The following is a 15,515-nucleotide window of genomic DNA, read 5'->3' as shown; positions in this document are numbered from 1 at the left end:
TTTAGCTAGGCTAAGCCTATGGTGGATCAGCCCGGCGTCGGCATTTATCCGGAATATTGGGAAGCTGATGTCGTGCTGCGCGACGGCGGGACAGCCCACCTTCGTCCGATACGACCCGAAGATGCCGATGCTTTGCAGGCGTTCCATGCGGGTCAGTCGCAGGCCTCCATCTACATGAGGTTCTTCTCCTTCAAACCAAAGCTCTCCGGCAAGGAAGTCCGGCGCTTCACGGAAGTGGACCACATCAACCGGGTGGCATTCGTGATCACTATCGGCGGTGAAATCATGGGGATTGGCCGCTACGACAGACTCGATGATCCGGCCGAGGCCGAGGTTGCCTTCAACATTTCCGACGCGCACCAGGGACGTGGAATCGGCTCAATCCTCTTGGAGCATTTGGCGGTTGCCGCCCGGGAAAACGGCATTCGGCGCTTCACAGCCGAGGTCCTGCCGGACAACCGGAAGATGCTGATGGTCTTTGCCGACGCAGGCTACGACCTCAAGCGCCAATTCGATGACGGCGTTGTGAGCGTTGAATTCAACATCGATCCCACGGAGAAATCGCGGGCAGTCATGGAGTCCCGCGAGCACCGCGCGGAGGCGCGCAGCGTACGGGACCTGCTGTCGCCGTCGTCGGTGGCTGTCATTGGTGCCAGCCGCAAGTGGGGGACTGTGGGCTACCAGTTGCTGGAGCACATTATTGAAGGCGGCTTCAAAGGTCCTGTCTACGCCGTCAACCCGGAAGCGTTCGAACTCGCCGGAATGATCTCCTTCGGAAAGTTGTCCGAGATCCCGGGGCCGGTGCAGCTGGCCATCGTCGCTGTTCCCTACGAGGAAGTGCCCAAGGTAGTGGACGACTGCGCCGCTGCGGGCGTCAAGGGGATCGTGGTGGCCACCGCCGGATTTGCCGACGACGGCGAGCGGGGACTCGCTCGCCAGCACGAGTTGGTGCGGCGGGCCAGGGCGAACGGAATGCGCGTCATTGGCCCGGAATCACTTGGGATCCTGAATACACAACCTGCGGTGTCGTTAAACGCATCCATGGCACCAACGATGCCCCCGCGTGGAAGCCTGGGCTTGTTCAGCCAGTCGGCTGCCGTGGGTGTGGCGGTTTACGCAGCCGCCAGTCGTCGCCGGCTCGGGTTGTCGTCTTTCCTCTCCGCAGGAAACCGTGCCGACGTTTCCGGCAACGACGTCATGCAGTACTGGGAAGACGACGCCGATACCTCCGCCGTGGGCCTCTACCTTGAGTCCATCGGCAACCCCCGCAAGTTCTCCCGCTTGGCGCGCAGATTGTCCCGCAGCAAACCCGTGATCGTTGCCAAGTCCGACGTCACCGGCCTCAGCCTGCCACCCGGGCACGAGGTTCGCACCACCCAGGCGCCGTCCGCGGCAGTGGACGCGATGATGCGCCAGGCCGGCGTGATCCGTGTTGAGACCATCGAGCAACTCATGGACATCGCCCAGATCGCATCCTCGCAGGCGCTGCCCAAGGGACCTGGCGTAGCCGTTTACTCAAACTCCGTCGCGCTGGCCAAAGTGGTGGCCGACAGTGCCGGACCCCTCGGGCTGGATGTGGGCCGCCTTGTGACGGACATTGATCTGGATGCCGGTATGTCACTGGCGCTTCCTGCCCTTCGGACAAGTCTCCAGGAAAGCCTCGCTGACGACTCCGTGCACGCCGTCGTGGCGGCCCTTCTTCCGGCCCGTGGTCTTACCGTGGAGTCGCTCTCGGGGGTCCTGGCCGAATGCGCTGCCGAGGCCGGAAAGCCTGTTGTGGCTGCCTTCACTGGAATCCTGGATCCCTCCGTGCACATGGAAGGCATGGTGGGCGCAGCGGGCAAGCCTGTGCTGCCTTGCTACTCCAATGCCGGCGCCGCCGTGGCAGCACTGGCGGCGATCGTCCGTTACGCGCAGTGGCGCGACCGTGACCAAGGGCTTTTCGTGGAGCCTGACGGCTGCGATGTCGACGCCACCAGGGAAACATTGAACGCGATGCTGGCCGGCGTCACGGGTGAAAAGATCAGGAAGCTCGACGCCGGTGCTGCCGCCGCACTGCTGTCCGGTTACGGGATTGAAGTGGTGCCGACGCTCGGATTTGGTACCCCTGATGAGGCCGTGCAGGCTGCAGAGACTGTGGGATGGCCGGTGGTCCTCAAGACCACCGACCCTGCATTGCGGCACCGGTTGGACCTCGGAGGCGTTCGGCTGGACATTCAGGACGCCGAGTCCCTCCGTCAAAACATCGCCCAAATGCGCCGTGCTTTGGAACCGTATGGATCGCCGTCGCTTGAAGTGCAGGCCATGGCGCCTGTGGGGCAGGCCTGTACCTTTCGTGCCATGGAGGACCCCTTGCTCGGGCCGGTCCTGTCGTTCGGCCTGGCCGGGGATGCCGTGAACCTGCTGGACGACTGGGCGCATCGGGTCCCGCCGCTATCTGCTGCGGACCTGCACGACGTCATCCGCTCGCCACGGGCGTCCCGGAAACTGTTCGGCTACCAAGGCCTGCCCGCCGTGGATGTGGAAGCTCTCGAGGACATCGCTGCCCGGCTCGCCAAGCTAAAAGATGACCACCCAGGAATCGCTTTGGTGGAATTCAATCCCGTACTGGCGGGGCCCTCGGGTGCCACCATCCTTGGCGCGGATGTATGGATCGGCAATGCGGCACAGCGTACGGACAGTGCGCGACGCGCGATGCGGGGTTAGCCACAGGAGTGGACCACGCGGTTAGGTAGTCACCAAGCGATCTGTGAAAATGGGGGAATGAGCACCCAGTCTCCGACGCCTCAATCCCGTCCGTCCAACGCCGGGCACCACACCTCCCATCATCACAGCTCGCAGGGACAGAGCCTGGACCAGGCGCTGCAGCAGGCAGGTTTCTACCCGCGATTGGTGGCAGACGTCGTCGATGACGCCCTGGATGGCCGGGAGTGCCTTTCCCACCTTGTCCATTTGGAGACCCACTTCGACCGTGCCGAGGTACGCAGGCACATCACAGTGCTGGTGCTCACGGAGGACATGCTGGTGATCACCCACGTTGATGACCAGCAATTGGATGAGGCCGGAGAGCAAATCGTTGCCCAAGTCTCCACTGAGTCGGTACCCGTGGCCCAGATCCGCTCGGTGGTCCTTAGCTACATGTATTCGCAACCCCAGGATTACAAGCCGTCCGATCCTGTCCGGGAGATGACTCTTTCCATCGCCTGGTCGGGCGGGCAGCGCCTGGACATGGGGCCGGCGAGCTGCGGGGATCCCCAGTGCGAGGCCGATCATGGCTACAGCGGAACCATCGCCCAGGAAGACATCGTCCTGCGGATCAGCGCTGAGGCGGACGGGCTCCAAGCGGTCCAGGACGCCAAGATCTTTGCCCGTGCACTGCGTGCGGTCAACACGGGCAATCCTTCCCCGGCCCAACACGCCAGCATCCCTGCACCGAGGCCGCGTTCGGGCGTCTTCAGCAACCGCCTCAGCCGCGGACACCAGCGTTGAGGGAAACCGCACAGAACCCGGTGAGCACGTCTTCGGGAACCAACCCGTCCTCTGACCTCCCATCGCCCCCGCTTTTCGGAAGCAAATCCATAGCGGAAGTCCTTACCAGCGCTGCCGCATCCCTGGGCATGCCGGACTTTACCAATCACCTGCAGCTGCCTCCGGCGCAGCGTGTCTGCGTGGTCCTTGCCGATGGGCTCGGCCGTAGCCTCTTGAAGCAGAAGTCCTCCCACACGCCCTTCCTCCGGACGGTCATGGCCGGGGGACAACGCAACGTCCCCACGTGGATAGACGCCGCTTTCCCCAGCACCACGGCGGCATCCCTCGCGAGCCTCGGCACCGGTTTGCCGGCCGGCCAGCACGGAATGGTGGGCTACGACGTCCTCGATCCCGATCAGGACAAGGTAGTCAACCTCCTGGGCAATTGGGATTCCCAAGTGGACCCTGCACAGTGGCAGCCCCACGCGACGGTCTTTGAACGGCTTGCCGGAGAGATGGACGTCGTGACCGTCAGCCTGCCTCAATTCGGAAACTCCCCGATGACACAGGCTGCTCTCCGGGGAAGCCGCTTTGTTGGCGGCACCACGCTGCATGCCCGCACCGCCGCGGCCGCTGAGGCAATGTCCGGTGGTGGACGTTCCCTCATGTACTTTTACGCTAACGAGTTGGACAAAGCAGGCCACCGCTACGGCTGCCAGTCGGACCGCTGGGAGCACCAGCTCGAAGAACTCGACTCCACTGTCAAGAGGTTGTCCGCCACGCTGCCTGCCGGCACCACGATTCTGGTGACCGGCGATCACGGCATGCTGGACGTCCCGGAATCCCAGAGGATCGACTACTCCGCTGATGAAACGCTGGTAGCAGGAGTCCGCCACACTGCCGGGGAGCCGCGTATGGTCCACCTCTATCTCGAACCGGACGCCACTGGGGCCCACCGGGAATCCCTGATTGAGGCATGGCGTCACCGCTTTGGTGAAAGGATTTGGGCCTTTACACGGGAGCAAGCCGTGGATGCAGGGCTGTTCGGCACAGTGCGCCCTGAGGTGGCTCCGCGCATTGGCGACGTCATGATTGCAGCACGTGACACCTTGGCCCTCTATGACACGCGGAGGGCCCGCCCGGCATCCCTGGAGGTTGTGGGGCAGCACGGATCACTGACCAAGGCCGAACGCGAAGTACCCCTGCTGTGCTTCGCCGCTGCCGGCAAGAAGGGCAAACGTGGCTGAACTGGTCTTCTTCTCAGGCACCATGGACTGTGGCAAGTCCACCCTGGCCCTTCAAATGGACCATAACCACCGTGCCCGTGGCCGCGGAGGTGTTCGGTTCAGCTGTAACGACCGCGCGGGTGATTCAAGGATCTCCAGCAGGCTGGGCCTGCAAACCGACGCGGTGGAAGTTGTGGGCGACACCGATTTCTGGGACGAAGTGGTGGCCCGCCGAACCAACGGACTACGGGTGGACTACCTCATTTGTGATGAGGCCCAGTTCTACTCGCCTACCCAGGTGGAACAATTGGCGCGGGTTGTGGATGAGATGGAGGTGGACGTCTTTGCGTTCGGCATCACTTCCGACTTCCGCACCAGATTGTTCCCTGGCTCGCAGCGGCTCATTGAACTCGCCGACAAAGTGCAGGTCTTACAGGTCGAAGCTTTGTGCTGGTGCGGCCGCCGGGCAACGCAGAACGCCCGCACCGTCAACGGCATCATGGTGGTGGAGGGTGACCAGGTGATGGTGGGAGACGTCGCACCGCAAAACAGCGGAGACGAAGCCGGGCCTACGGAGGCCGCATTGTTTGAGAATCCTCCCGCAGAAGCCGGTCCCGCTGACGCCGTGGGCTACGAGACGTTGTGTCGACGCCACTACATGAGGCGCGTCACGGCTCATGGTGCGAACCTGATGGCAGGCGCCGACCAGCCGCTGCCGTTCGACGTCGATGCCTGCCTTTGGCCCGGTGCAGGAGCCGCGCTGAGGGGCGGCTAGCCGCCCCAGCCAGCCGCTGAACCTGGAGCCGACGGGTCTAGTCGCCGCGGGCCCCGAACACGATCTCGTCCCAGCTCGGGATGCTGGACCGCTTGGGACGGGACGGCTGGTGTTCGGCAGGGGGATCAATATCCTTGCGGACGTCTTCGTCTTTCTGGTCCTCTACGGGCACTTCGCCATGCTGAGTACCAGGGGAAGATTGCGCTCCGGTGGATTCGTCTTCTGCCCGGGGTTGCGGGTTGCTGCTGCCGCCGAGGAGTTCGTCAAGCCCCGCAGGTTTGCGTCCTGCCAGGGAAGTCACAGGTCGAAGCGGGCTGGCTACCACCGTTATTTCACGTGTGTCTGTGCTGACACCATTGTGGAGCTTCAGTGAGTCGTCGCCGTCGTCCTCGTGCGACTCGAAGTGTCGTGGAGCGAGGCTTAGCCGGGACATCATCGAAGGACGACCGTCTTTGCGTGCGGGCTCTTCGACTTCAGGAAGCGCCGGCTCTACATCCGATACGCCGGATTCCGCAGTTTCTTCTATTTCCTCGCCGGGTCGCGGGTGCGCTGCGGGAACGTTGCTCAAGAGGACTGCCAAGGCGTCGTCGCCGTCTTCATCCACGCCAAGGCGCTGGCCGCGCCGCGAACGGAGCATTTCCAGCAGGCTGTCGGACTCTTTCGCGGACGCCCGTGCTGCTGTTTCGGCGTCGGTCTCGAAATCGAAGGGCCTGTCCGATACTGCAGCAAGCCGCCGGGCCGGGACCGGGCCGTCCATCGGCTCAAGTTCGCTGAGTTGCTGGGCCCAACGGTTGGCATTCTGCAGCGACTTGCGCTGGGGGCTGAAGGTCCACATGGCAGGCGGTTCTTCGCCGATGCTTCCGTGAGCGCCGGGGACAGTTTCGAAGCGTGCGACGACGGTCCAAGTACCGTCCGGGCGGCGCCAGGAATCCCAATCCACCGAGGAGGAATCAATACCGTGCGCTGAAAGCCGATAGTCGACCATCTCGCCAAGAGTGGCCGGGTTGTCACCAAAAGCGGAGCGGTAGATGTCATGCCCGGGAGCAGGGGAGGCAACTTCGATGTTTCGTGCCTGTCGCACTACGTACTCACGCTCTGCAAGCACAGGGCCTTCATAACGTTGCACGTTGGCAAGGGGGAGACCGGAAAGCTCTGCAACTTCCGTGGCCGTGGCTCCGCTGCGGATCCGGGCCTGGATATCACGGGGCGACATGGAAATCGGCGTGTTGGAGGCACGAGCGGCCACTTGGGCAGGGGTGCGGCTCGCCGCGGCCCTCAAGGCCTCGTCGATCGGAAGCTGGAACATCGCACCACCGGGGCCGCTCAAGAGCAGATGCCCGCCGTCGTCGTGGACGCCTACCAGTCGTAGATCCTGCATAACACCCTCCACCACATGGCATAACTGACATTCGAAACTCTGCCACCCGCGGGGGGCTTTTCCTACTAGGGCAAAGGGCGTGCCGTGATATTCCGCTGAAACCCGGTTCATTTCCCAAAGGGTTTCAGCCGATTCCACAGCAAAAGTGGGTCTATGGACTTTTCGGGCCTGCGGGAGGACAATCTGGCCGGGATCGGGCACAAATCCGGGGCGTCCGGCGTTTGCACCCATAAGCCGGCGGCAGGGAAGTCCCTGCGATCCGGTTTCCGACCCGGAACAGGTATACCCGGACAGGTATGGAGGACGAAGAGCGACCATGGCCACGGACTACGATGCCCCTCGAAAGACCGAGGAAGATGTCAGCGAGGATTCGCTGGAAGAGCTCAAGACGCGCCAGTCGGGGAAGCAGTCCTCGGCGGTGGACGTTGATGAGACCGACCTTGCCGATGGCTTTGAGTTGCCGGGCGCGGATCTTTCCGGCGAAGAGCTACTCATTCAGGTCATGCCGCCCCAGCCTGACGAATTTACGTGTTTCAACTGTTTCCTGGTGAAGCACAGGTCCCAGATCGCAGCGGAACGGGACGGCCACCAGTACTGCACCGAGTGCGAAAGCTAGGCGGAGTGTTCTGGTGTCAGACCCGTGGCGTGGTGAGTGCCGAAACGAGCTCATCGGGCCGGCGCGAGGATGCCAGCCAGTAGGGGGTGCGGTCGGCAGGGTCCGTGATCTCAATCTTGACCACCGGATCGATCCACCCGCGGAAGCACATGTACGCGAGTCCATTCAGGCGCGGACCCCGTTCAGCGGTGGCTTCGCCTTTCTTGAACGCCTGGACGGAACCTACGTACTTCCGGTCGATGCTCGCACGACCCACCCTGACTGTGTCAGCGGTGACTGTGATGGTTGGCGTAGAGAGCACCAACATGATGGTCATGATTGCCAGAAGCACCAAGGCAGCGATGATGCCGGCTGCCGCGCTGATGGGACCAAACATCAGGACACCTGCGCCGGAAAGGCCTACAACCACAACCCAGATCCATATGGAGGGCCACAGCTTCTCGGTGTACAGGACCTCGGAGGCCGAAGGGGTGTTCCGGGCAGGCACAGGGGAAGACTGGTCAGGCGTAGGCATGGGTCCAGCTTATCGGGCATCGGCAACGGGCTTCGCCCCGAACCGACCGCGCCCTTGTACAGGCAGGTCCCAGTAGAATGAACCACTGTGAGCAACGAGACCGCAGTATTCAGTACAGAGGCAACCCCCGCAGTCGCGGATAACAGCGAAACCACGGCAGCGTACGGCGCCCCCACTTTGGAGGTGCAGCTGAAAATGCTCGACGCCGGGTTGGAAGCCCCGTCCTACGCGCACCCCGGCGATGCGGGTGCCGATCTCCGTGCCCGCGAGGACGTGCACCTTGCCCCCGGCGAACGAAAACTCGTTCCAACCGGTGTCTCCATAGCGCTCCCCGACGGATTTGTGGCCCTGATCCATCCCCGCTCCGGACTGGCCACCAAGCATGGCCTCACGGTGGTCAACGCTCCTGGCACTGTGGACGCGGGTTACCGCGGTGAAATCGCAGTCACGCTCCTGAACACCGACCAAAAAAATGCCATTGACCTCAAGCGCGGCGATAGAATTGCACAAATGGTGATTCAGCGCGTCGAATACGCGCGGTTCGTGGCTGTCGACCAACTGTCCGATTCCGTTCGGGGGACCGGCGGCTTCGGGTCCACGGGCGGCTTCAACGCACCGAAGGCCTAAGAAACTACTGAACCCGGCGTGTGCCGCAGACCAACGCCTGATGCATTGGCGCGGTTTAGCGCGGTTTAACGTGGTTGCGGTTTACTTGGGGATAGACCACTACTAAGGAGAAACCCAATGCTTTTTGGGCGCGGCAAGAAGTCCAAGGACGAGCGGTCGGAAACCGCCGGTACCGTCGATGAGTCGGGGGCTGAGACACTAAAATCCGAAACAGGCGGGTCCGGCAGGCCCGGTGACTTCCGACTTGGCAAAGGTCCCCTGGATATAGAGGAGATCGAGAGCCGCGATGGCTACGTTGACCTCGGTGCTCTGTTGATCGAACCAGCCGAAGGTCTCCAGCTGCGGCTCGAAGTGGAAGAAGCCACCCAACGCGTGGTCGCCGTGACCATGGACCTCAACGGTTCCAGCTTGCAGCTCCAAGCGTTTGCGGCACCGCGTTCCGAAGGTCTTTGGGACGAGATCCGTGAACAGATTAACCAGTCCGTGGCGAGCCAAGGCGGAGAAACCGAAGAGGTTTCCGGAGCTTTCGGCACGGAACTTGTAGCCAAACTGCCCGCTGAAGCTACTGACGGCAGCCGTGGCTTCCGTGCCGCCCGCTTCATGGGCGTGGACGGGCCACGATGGTTCCTCCGTGGCGTCCTTGGCGGGCAGGCTGCCTTGGAGCGCGATGCCGCAGCAGGACTGGAAGAGCTGTTCCGTAAGGTTGTGGTGGTCCGTGGCGACAATCCGATGCCTCCCCGCGAATTGTTGCAGCTGCGCCTGCCCAAGGATGCTGCTGTACCGGGCCAGGCCGGTGCTCCCCAAGGCTCCGTTCCCCCGGAAGAGCCCGCAATGCAGCAGCCGGAGCGAGGGCCGGAGATTACCCAGATTGGTTGATTCCTCCGGGCACAGCGGAATATCCGGTCAGAAGCCCCCTGGGCAGGGAGTCCGTGACCTTCCTGCGCGGGGCAGGGCCGTATGTACCGGTTTCATCGAATCCGTGACGCATCAGCCGCCCAGCGAACAGCCGTTCTTCTCGGCTGTAGTAGTCGATACCCTGAGGCCCGGAGATCAACGCGCTTCCGGGGGAGCAAAAAAGCCCTATGACCGCCTCCGCGTGATCTGGCTGGGCAGGACACGGGTCCCCGGCATTGAAGCCGGCGTGGAACTTCGCTTGAACGGCATGGTGACCCAGGTTGATGGCCTTCCGGCCATGTTCAATCCCCGATACGAAATACTTTCCCGTCAGGAGCACCTATGACCGTGGCCAACGGATCAGAACCGAAGGACACAGGGCGCCCGACGCCCCCGCAGGACGAAGTTTCGCTGACCGGAGACCCTGGACCCGGTGCGGCCAAGGCAGGTGCGGTCAGCCCCGGTTCAGACTCACCCAGTGTGTCTGACTTCGCGGCCGGATATGCCGAAAAAGCCGGACTGCACCGGAACAGCGCGGGCCACGTGGACATGCTGAAGTCAGCGGGCGGTGTCCAAGGTATCGCAGAGAGCATCCTTCCCGGACTTGTCTTCCTGGTCGCCTTCACCATCACCCGCGATCTCACACTGTCCCTTATCGCAGCGCTGGCTACCGCCGCCGTCTTCACTGTGGTGCGCCTGATCCAGCGGCGCCCCTTGACGCAGGCGCTGGCAGGCGTAGTGGGCGTGGGCATTTCCGCTTGGTTGGCCAACACCACAGGTAAGGCGGAGGACTTTTACGTCCTCGGATTCTTCACCAACATCGCTTATATCGCGGGCATGGTGCTTTCCATCGTGCTCAAGTGGCCGGTAGCGGGGCTTTTGTTCGGTTTCGTGCGCAACGAGGGACTTGAGTGGCGAAAGGACGCGGAAAGGCTCCGCGCCTACAGCTTGGGTACGTGGATCGTAGTGGCGGTGCTTGCTCTCCGCCTGGTGGTTCAGGTGCCGTTGTACTTTATGGGAGAGCCAGGACTGACGGCGCTGGCAACCACCAGGCTGTTGATGGGTGCTCCGCTGTACATCCTGGGCCTCTGGGTGGCGTGGCTTGTCACTAAGCCTGCTGTTGGCGAGCCGGTACCTCAGCCGTCGAAGCCGTCGTCCTCAGCTGATTGATCGGCTGCTTCGGCAGCATCATCACGGGGTTCCTGGCCGTCGTCGGAACCCGGTGACAACAACGCCCTCAGGCCGTCCTCGGCCGCGATGGTGGTGACGAAGAAGAGTTCGTCGCCGCCATCCAGGACGTCATCACGCGTAGGCGCGATAGGGGCGTGGTCGCGCAGGATAGCCACCAACGTCGCGTCTTCCGGCCAGTCGATGCCGCCTACCGTGCTGCCAATGACGTGGGAATCATGCGGAACAGTGAACTCTACGATTGAGGCCACCCCTGTTTGCAGAGTCAACAGACGCACGATGTCGCCAATCTCAACAGCCTCTTCCACGAGGGCTGTCATGAGCTGCGGGGTGTTGACGGCCACATCCACGCCCCAGGAGTCATTGAACATCCAGTCGTTCTTGGGGTTGTTGACGCGCCCCACGGTCCGCCCTACACCGAATTCGGTCTTGGCAAGCAGCGATACCACCAGGTTCACTTTGTCGTCACCTGTGGCAGAAACCACGACGTCGGCATCCTCGAGTTTGGCGTCCTGCAGGGTGCTGAGTTCGCAGGCATCACCCACAAGCCAGCGGGCACCTCGAAGCCCGCTGCGCCCAATGACTTCAGGCTTCAGGTCAATAAGGAGAATCTCGTGTTTGTGGGCGAGCAGTTCACGCGCAATGGACGAGCCGACGCTGCCTGCGCCAACAATGACAACTTTCACTAAGACTCCTTGGCGGGTGCTATGGCGAGAATCCGGCTGATCTCTGAGGTTCTGTCCAGGCTCACCATCGCGTGGACCGTGTCACCCTCCTGGTAGGCGGTGCCGGCTTGCGGCAACAGGCCTTCACCAAACCTGGTGAGGAACGCGATGCGTATTCCCGCGGCGGACTCGATGGAGTCCATGCTGTGCCCGATCCAATCCTCGTGCAGATCTACTTCAGCAAGGACCAGGCGGCCGGAGGGCTCGCGATAATCACCGGCGAGATGCTGCTCGGGAAGTATGCGGCGCAATACCTGGTCAGCACTCCAGCGGACAGCTGCCACGGTGGGGATGCCGAGCCGCTGGTAGATTTCGGCGCGGCCGGGATCGTAGATGCGTGCCACCACATGGGCAACATGGAAAGTTTCCCGGGCCACACGCGTGGCAAGGATGTTCGAGTTGTCGCCGCTGGAAACGGCGGCGAAGGCGTAGGCCTCTTCCACTCCTGCTTGCTTCAGGGTGTCCCGGTCGAAGCCGACCCCGGTGACTTTGCGCCCCGTGAAGGTGTTGCGGAGTCGGCGGAAGGCCCGCTCGTCCTGGTCGATGATTGCCACTGAGTGGCCTGCATCCTCCAAAGTGTGTGCCAGGGTCGCGCCAACACGGCCGCAACCCATGATCACGAAGTGAGCCACCGTGTCTCCTTATGTGTGTTGTCCATCCCGCTCGGTATGACTTTACCGGTGCAGTTGACGTATACCGGCGACAACCGTCATGACATCCCTGGGGATTCAGAGTAGCTTTGCGGAGTGCTGACAATTCTGAATGCCGCGAAGCGGGTGTTGGTGGGCCGGCCAGTCAGGAACGACCGCCTGTCCCACACCTTGTTGCCAAAACGCATCGCTTTGCCGATCTTCGCCTCGGATGCCCTGTCCTCAGTGGCTTACGCCCCGGACGAAATCCTGCTGACGCTCGCCCTGGCCGGAGTGAGCGCCGTGGCCTTCTCCCCACTGGTGGGTCTCGCCGTCATGGTGGTGTTGCTCACAGTGGTGGCGTCCTACCGTCAGAACGTGCACGCCTATCCGTCCGGCGGTGGCGACTACGAGATCGCCAACGTCAACCTTGGTAAGTATGCCGGGCTCACCGTAGCCTCCGCCTTGCTGGTGGATTACGTTCTGACGGTTGCTGTGTCAATGTCATCAGCAGCGACTTACCTGACCACCGCCATCCCGGCACTGCATGGCCAGCAGGCACTTATTGCCACCATCGGCGTGGTCATCCTGGCTCTGGTCAATCTTCGTGGAGTCAAGGAAGCCGGGACGCTTTTCGCTGTCCCCACGTACATCTTCATGGCGTCCATCCTTGGCATGACCGCGGTGGGCATCTTCCAAGCAGCCACTGGCACCCTGGGGGAGGCGCCGTCCGCCAACTTCACAATTGTCCCTGAGCCCGGATTCGATGAAGGCCTGGTAGGGCTGGCCGGAGCTTTCTTGCTCCTGCGTGCCTTTTCTTCGGGAGCCGCCGCGCTGACCGGCGTCGAAGCCATCAGTAATGGCGTCCCCAACTTCCAAAAGCCCAAAAGCAAAAACGCGGCCACTACGTTGCTGCTGCTCGGCGTCATTGCTGCATCCATGCTGGCGGGCATCCTCTACCTTGCCAACGCCACCAAGGTGCACATCGTCCTGGACCCGGCCCGGGAATTCCTGGTGGACGGAAAGCCGCTGCCTGAGGGCTACATCCAGACTCCTGCCATCAGCCAGATTGCCGACACCATCTTTGGGTCCGGTTCGATTCTTTTCTACCTCGTAGTTGCGGCCACGGGCATCATCCTGGTGTTCGCCTCCAACACGGCGTTCAACGGTTTCCCCGTGCTGGGTTCGATCCTGGCCCAGGACGGCTACCTGCCCCGGCAACTCCGCACGCGAGGCGACAGGCTTGCGTTCAGCAACGGCGTCCTGGCTCTGGCAGCCGGGGCGCTGGTCCTGATTCTCGCGTTCAACGCAGATGTCACCAAGCTGATCCAGCTGTACATTGTGGGCGTCTTCATCTCCTTCACGGCCAGCCAACTCGGCATGATCCGGCACTGGGGACGCGAGCTGAAACTCGCCCGGGACAAGGCTGTCCGCCGGCGCATCATCAAGTCGCGGACCATCAACATGCTGGGCTTCGGGATGACGGCGCTGGTCCTTGTCATCGTCCTTATCACCAAGTTCGAGCAGGGCGCCTGGATCGCCCTGCTCGCCATGTTCGTCCTCTTCCTCATCATGTGGAGCATCCGGGCCCACTATGACAACGTGGCCAGGGAGTTGGCTGTGGACGAGGACTCCTCGCCCCGTGCACTTCCCACCAGGGTTCATGCCGTTCTCCTCGTTTCGCACGTGCGGAAGCCGGTCCTCCGGGCACTGGCCTACGCACGGGCGTCGAGGCCCTCGCGCTTGGACGCCGTCACCGTGGATATCAGCCCTGAGGAGACAGCGCAGACCGTCAGGGATTGGGAGAAGCTGGAGATTCCCGTTCCGCTGACCGTGTTGGCCAGTCCCTACCGGGAGACCGTGACGCCCATCATGGACTACATCAAGAACATGCGCCGCGACTCACCGCGGGACCTGATCGTGGTGTACATCCCCGAATATGTGGTGGGCAAATGGTGGGAACAACTCGTCCATAACCAAACAGCACTCAGAATCAAGACAAGGCTCCATTTCGAACCCGGAGTCATGGTTGCCAGCGTTCCGTGGCAGCTGAAGTCATCCGAAGAAGCAAAGGCACTGCAGGATACCCAATGACCTCCCACAGCAATTCCCATAACCGAGAACACGACGGAGGCCAAGGCGAGCCCGGCACCGAACTGGTGGTGGACGTTGGCTCCATCGCCCACGGCGGGCACTTCGTCGCCCGCCACGAAGGGCGCGTCATCTTCGTCAGGCATGCGATCCCGGGGGAGAAGGTCCGTATCCGATTGACTGACTCCGGTGACTCGTCGCGCTTCTGGCGTGCCGACGTCGTCGAGGTCCTGGAGGCTTCACCGGACCGCGTCCCGCATTTTTGGAAGCAGGCCGATTCATTGGGCTCATGGAGCCGCGGAGCCCCGCCAGTGGGTGGCGCCGAGCTAGGACACATTTCCCTGCAGCGGCAGCGGTCTTTGAAAGCGGAAGTACTCGCCGAACAGCTCAAGCGGCTTGCCGGCTTGGACCTCGCCACCGAGGTGGAAGCCGTGGGAGACAATCACGACGGCGGACTCGGCTGGCGTACGCGCGCCAGCTTCGCGGTGACCCCCAAGGGTCGGTTGGGGATGCATGCGCACCGTTCAGACGTTGTGCTTCCCATCAAGGAGATGCCGTTGGCGCTTGCAGGAGTCAATGAGCTGAAGCTGTGGGACCTTGACTTGTCCGGTATTGCCCGCGTGGAGGTCGCGGTGCCCGCTAACGGTTCGCGGCCCCTGATCTTGCTGGCTCCGGAAGAATCCACGAGCCCCAAGAGATTGCACAGCATCCTGTCGCAGTTGCCGCACGACGTATCGGTGGTGAGCTTCGATCCCGGCAAAGGCGAAGTCCTTCAGCTGCGGGGCAGGACCTGGGTGCAAGAGAGTGCGGCAGGCCATGAATACCGTGTGACCGGTGAGGGATTTTGGCAGATCCACAAGGACGCCCCGGACACGCTGGTAGGCGCTGTGACGGGCTATCTTTCCAGCGGCGGGTACTTGCAACCCGGCGCCGCAGTTGCCGACCTGTACGCAGGCGCCGGCCTGTTTACGGCACCTTTGGCGGACGCCGTCGGAGTGACCGGCTCGGTACTTTCCGTAGAGGGCGCGCCGGGCACCAGCCGCGACGCCCGCAAGAACCTGCACGGTGAAGCCCAGGTGGAGATCGTTCAGGGACGTGTTGAGCGGGTCCTGCACCAACGCGCCCGCAGCTTCGACTCGCTGGTGCTGGATCCACCCCGCGTCGGAGCAGGCAAGGCAGTGGTAAAGCAACTCATGGCCACCGGGCCCCGTGCAATCGCCTATGTGTCGTGCGATCCAGCATCCTTCGCACGTGATCTGGGTTACTTCCATCAAGGTGGTTGGCGGCTTGAGTCGCTGCGGGCCTTCGACTTGTACCCGCACACCCATCACCTGGAAACGGTAGGGCTGATCGTGCCCGCCGCCTAGCTGTGAGACCGCCCGGC

General features: G+C 62.6%; 15 protein-coding genes. 11 read left to right on the top strand and 4 right to left on the bottom strand.

Annotation, left to right across the window (positions count from 1 at the left end; translation table 11 throughout):
- Positions 1-18 precede the first annotated feature (18 nt).
- From M1D89_RS14550 to M1D89_RS14535, 4 genes are read left to right on the top strand one after another with little or no spacing between them, the layout of a single operon-like run.
- Complete coding sequence (locus M1D89_RS14550) at positions 19-2,706, top strand: bifunctional acetate--CoA ligase family protein/GNAT family N-acetyltransferase (protein WP_498644511.1); 2,688 nt, start codon at positions 19-21, stop codon at positions 2,704-2,706.
- Positions 2,707-2,763: 57 nt separating this feature from the next.
- Positions 2,764-3,489: a DUF5998 family protein gene (locus tag M1D89_RS14545; RefSeq protein ID WP_017198895.1), complete on the top strand. Its 726-nt coding sequence runs from the start codon at positions 2,764-2,766 to the stop codon at positions 3,487-3,489.
- Positions 3,486-4,715, top strand: coding sequence for an alkaline phosphatase family protein (locus tag M1D89_RS14540; protein WP_498644508.1), 1,230 nt, complete (start codon positions 3,486-3,488; stop codon positions 4,713-4,715). Before M1D89_RS14545 ends, M1D89_RS14540 begins: the two co-directional genes overlap by 4 nt.
- Positions 4,708-5,469, top strand: coding sequence for a thymidine kinase (locus M1D89_RS14535; protein ID WP_498644506.1), 762 nt, complete (start codon positions 4,708-4,710; stop codon positions 5,467-5,469). The genes M1D89_RS14540 and M1D89_RS14535 overlap by 8 nt, the downstream gene beginning before the upstream one ends.
- A 37-nt stretch (positions 5,470-5,506) precedes the next feature.
- On the opposite strand, the gene sepH is transcribed toward M1D89_RS14535, so the two are convergent.
- The gene (sepH, locus tag M1D89_RS14530; protein WP_498644504.1) at positions 5,507-6,847 is read right to left on the bottom strand and encodes a septation protein SepH; all 1,341 of its coding nucleotides are present in this window, start codon (positions 6,845-6,847) and stop codon (positions 5,507-5,509) included.
- Between the two features lie 316 nt (positions 6,848-7,163).
- On the opposite strand from sepH, the gene M1D89_RS14525 reads away from it, so the two are divergent.
- Complete coding sequence (locus tag M1D89_RS14525) at positions 7,164-7,463, top strand: DUF4193 domain-containing protein (protein WP_017198899.1); 300 nt, start codon at positions 7,164-7,166, stop codon at positions 7,461-7,463.
- Positions 7,464-7,479: 16 nt separating this feature from the next.
- On the opposite strand, the gene M1D89_RS14520 is transcribed toward M1D89_RS14525, so the two are convergent.
- Positions 7,480-7,977, bottom strand: a complete 498-nt coding sequence (locus M1D89_RS14520) for a DUF3093 domain-containing protein (RefSeq protein ID WP_498644502.1) — start codon at positions 7,975-7,977, stop codon at positions 7,480-7,482.
- A gap of 87 nt (positions 7,978-8,064) precedes the next feature.
- On the opposite strand from M1D89_RS14520, the gene dut reads away from it, so the two are divergent.
- The 4 genes from dut (at position 8,065) to M1D89_RS14500 (ending at position 10,668) form a co-directional block, all read left to right on the top strand.
- Positions 8,065-8,604 carry a dUTP diphosphatase gene (dut, locus tag M1D89_RS14515; RefSeq protein ID WP_498644500.1) on the top strand — a complete coding sequence of 180 codons (540 nt, stop codon included), beginning with the start codon at positions 8,065-8,067 and terminating at the stop codon, positions 8,602-8,604.
- A 117-nt stretch (positions 8,605-8,721) separates the two neighbouring features.
- Positions 8,722-9,480: a DUF3710 domain-containing protein gene (locus M1D89_RS14510; protein WP_498644498.1), complete on the top strand. Its 759-nt coding sequence runs from the start codon at positions 8,722-8,724 to the stop codon at positions 9,478-9,480.
- Between the two features lie 103 nt (positions 9,481-9,583).
- Positions 9,584-9,844, top strand: coding sequence for a hypothetical protein (locus M1D89_RS14505; protein WP_498644496.1), 261 nt, complete (start codon positions 9,584-9,586; stop codon positions 9,842-9,844).
- Positions 9,841-10,668 carry a DUF3159 domain-containing protein gene (locus M1D89_RS14500; protein WP_498644494.1) on the top strand — a complete coding sequence of 276 codons (828 nt, stop codon included), beginning with the start codon at positions 9,841-9,843 and terminating at the stop codon, positions 10,666-10,668. Before M1D89_RS14505 ends, M1D89_RS14500 begins: the two co-directional genes overlap by 4 nt.
- Here the strand turns inward: M1D89_RS14500 and M1D89_RS14495 are convergent.
- A complete protein-coding gene (locus tag M1D89_RS14495) occupies positions 10,635-11,372 on the bottom strand; it encodes a potassium channel family protein (RefSeq protein WP_498644492.1) in 738 nt (245 codons plus the stop codon). The two genes, M1D89_RS14500 and M1D89_RS14495, sit on opposite strands and share 34 nt — an antisense overlap.
- Positions 11,372-12,043, bottom strand: a complete 672-nt coding sequence (locus M1D89_RS14490; protein ID WP_498644490.1) for a potassium channel family protein — start codon at positions 12,041-12,043, stop codon at positions 11,372-11,374. The genes M1D89_RS14495 and M1D89_RS14490 overlap by 1 nt, the downstream gene beginning before the upstream one ends.
- A 114-nt stretch (positions 12,044-12,157) precedes the next feature.
- On the opposite strand from M1D89_RS14490, the gene M1D89_RS14485 reads away from it, so the two are divergent.
- Complete coding sequence (locus tag M1D89_RS14485) at positions 12,158-14,134, top strand: APC family permease (RefSeq protein ID WP_498644488.1); 1,977 nt, start codon at positions 12,158-12,160, stop codon at positions 14,132-14,134.
- Positions 14,131-15,498, top strand: a complete 1,368-nt coding sequence (locus M1D89_RS14480; protein ID WP_498644486.1) for a class I SAM-dependent RNA methyltransferase — start codon at positions 14,131-14,133, stop codon at positions 15,496-15,498. The genes M1D89_RS14485 and M1D89_RS14480 overlap by 4 nt, the downstream gene beginning before the upstream one ends.
- The last annotated feature ends 17 nt before the right edge of the window (positions 15,499-15,515 follow it).

The organism is Arthrobacter sp. D3-18 (genome assembly GCF_054408525.1).
The sequence above is the reverse complement of the archived record's forward strand: the minus strand, read 5'-3'. Positions and strand labels throughout refer to the sequence as shown.

Coding starts and splice junctions, on each gene's coding strand:
- M1D89_RS14510 (WP_498644498.1), top strand. CDS start 8,722: ATGCTTTTTGGGCGCGGCAAGAAGTCCAAGGACGAGCGGTCGGAAACC.
- M1D89_RS14545 (WP_017198895.1), top strand. CDS start 2,764: ATGAGCACCCAGTCTCCGACGCCTCAATCCCGTCCGTCCAACGCCGGG.
- M1D89_RS14550 (WP_498644511.1), top strand. CDS start 19: ATGGTGGATCAGCCCGGCGTCGGCATTTATCCGGAATATTGGGAAGCT.
- M1D89_RS14525 (WP_017198899.1), top strand. CDS start 7,164: ATGGCCACGGACTACGATGCCCCTCGAAAGACCGAGGAAGATGTCAGC.
- M1D89_RS14500 (WP_498644494.1), top strand. CDS start 9,841: ATGACCGTGGCCAACGGATCAGAACCGAAGGACACAGGGCGCCCGACG.
- sepH (WP_498644504.1), bottom strand. CDS start 6,847: ATGCAGGATCTACGACTGGTAGGCGTCCACGACGACGGCGGGCATCTG.
- M1D89_RS14480 (WP_498644486.1), top strand. CDS start 14,131: ATGACCTCCCACAGCAATTCCCATAACCGAGAACACGACGGAGGCCAA.
- M1D89_RS14520 (WP_498644502.1), bottom strand. CDS start 7,977: ATGCCTACGCCTGACCAGTCTTCCCCTGTGCCTGCCCGGAACACCCCT.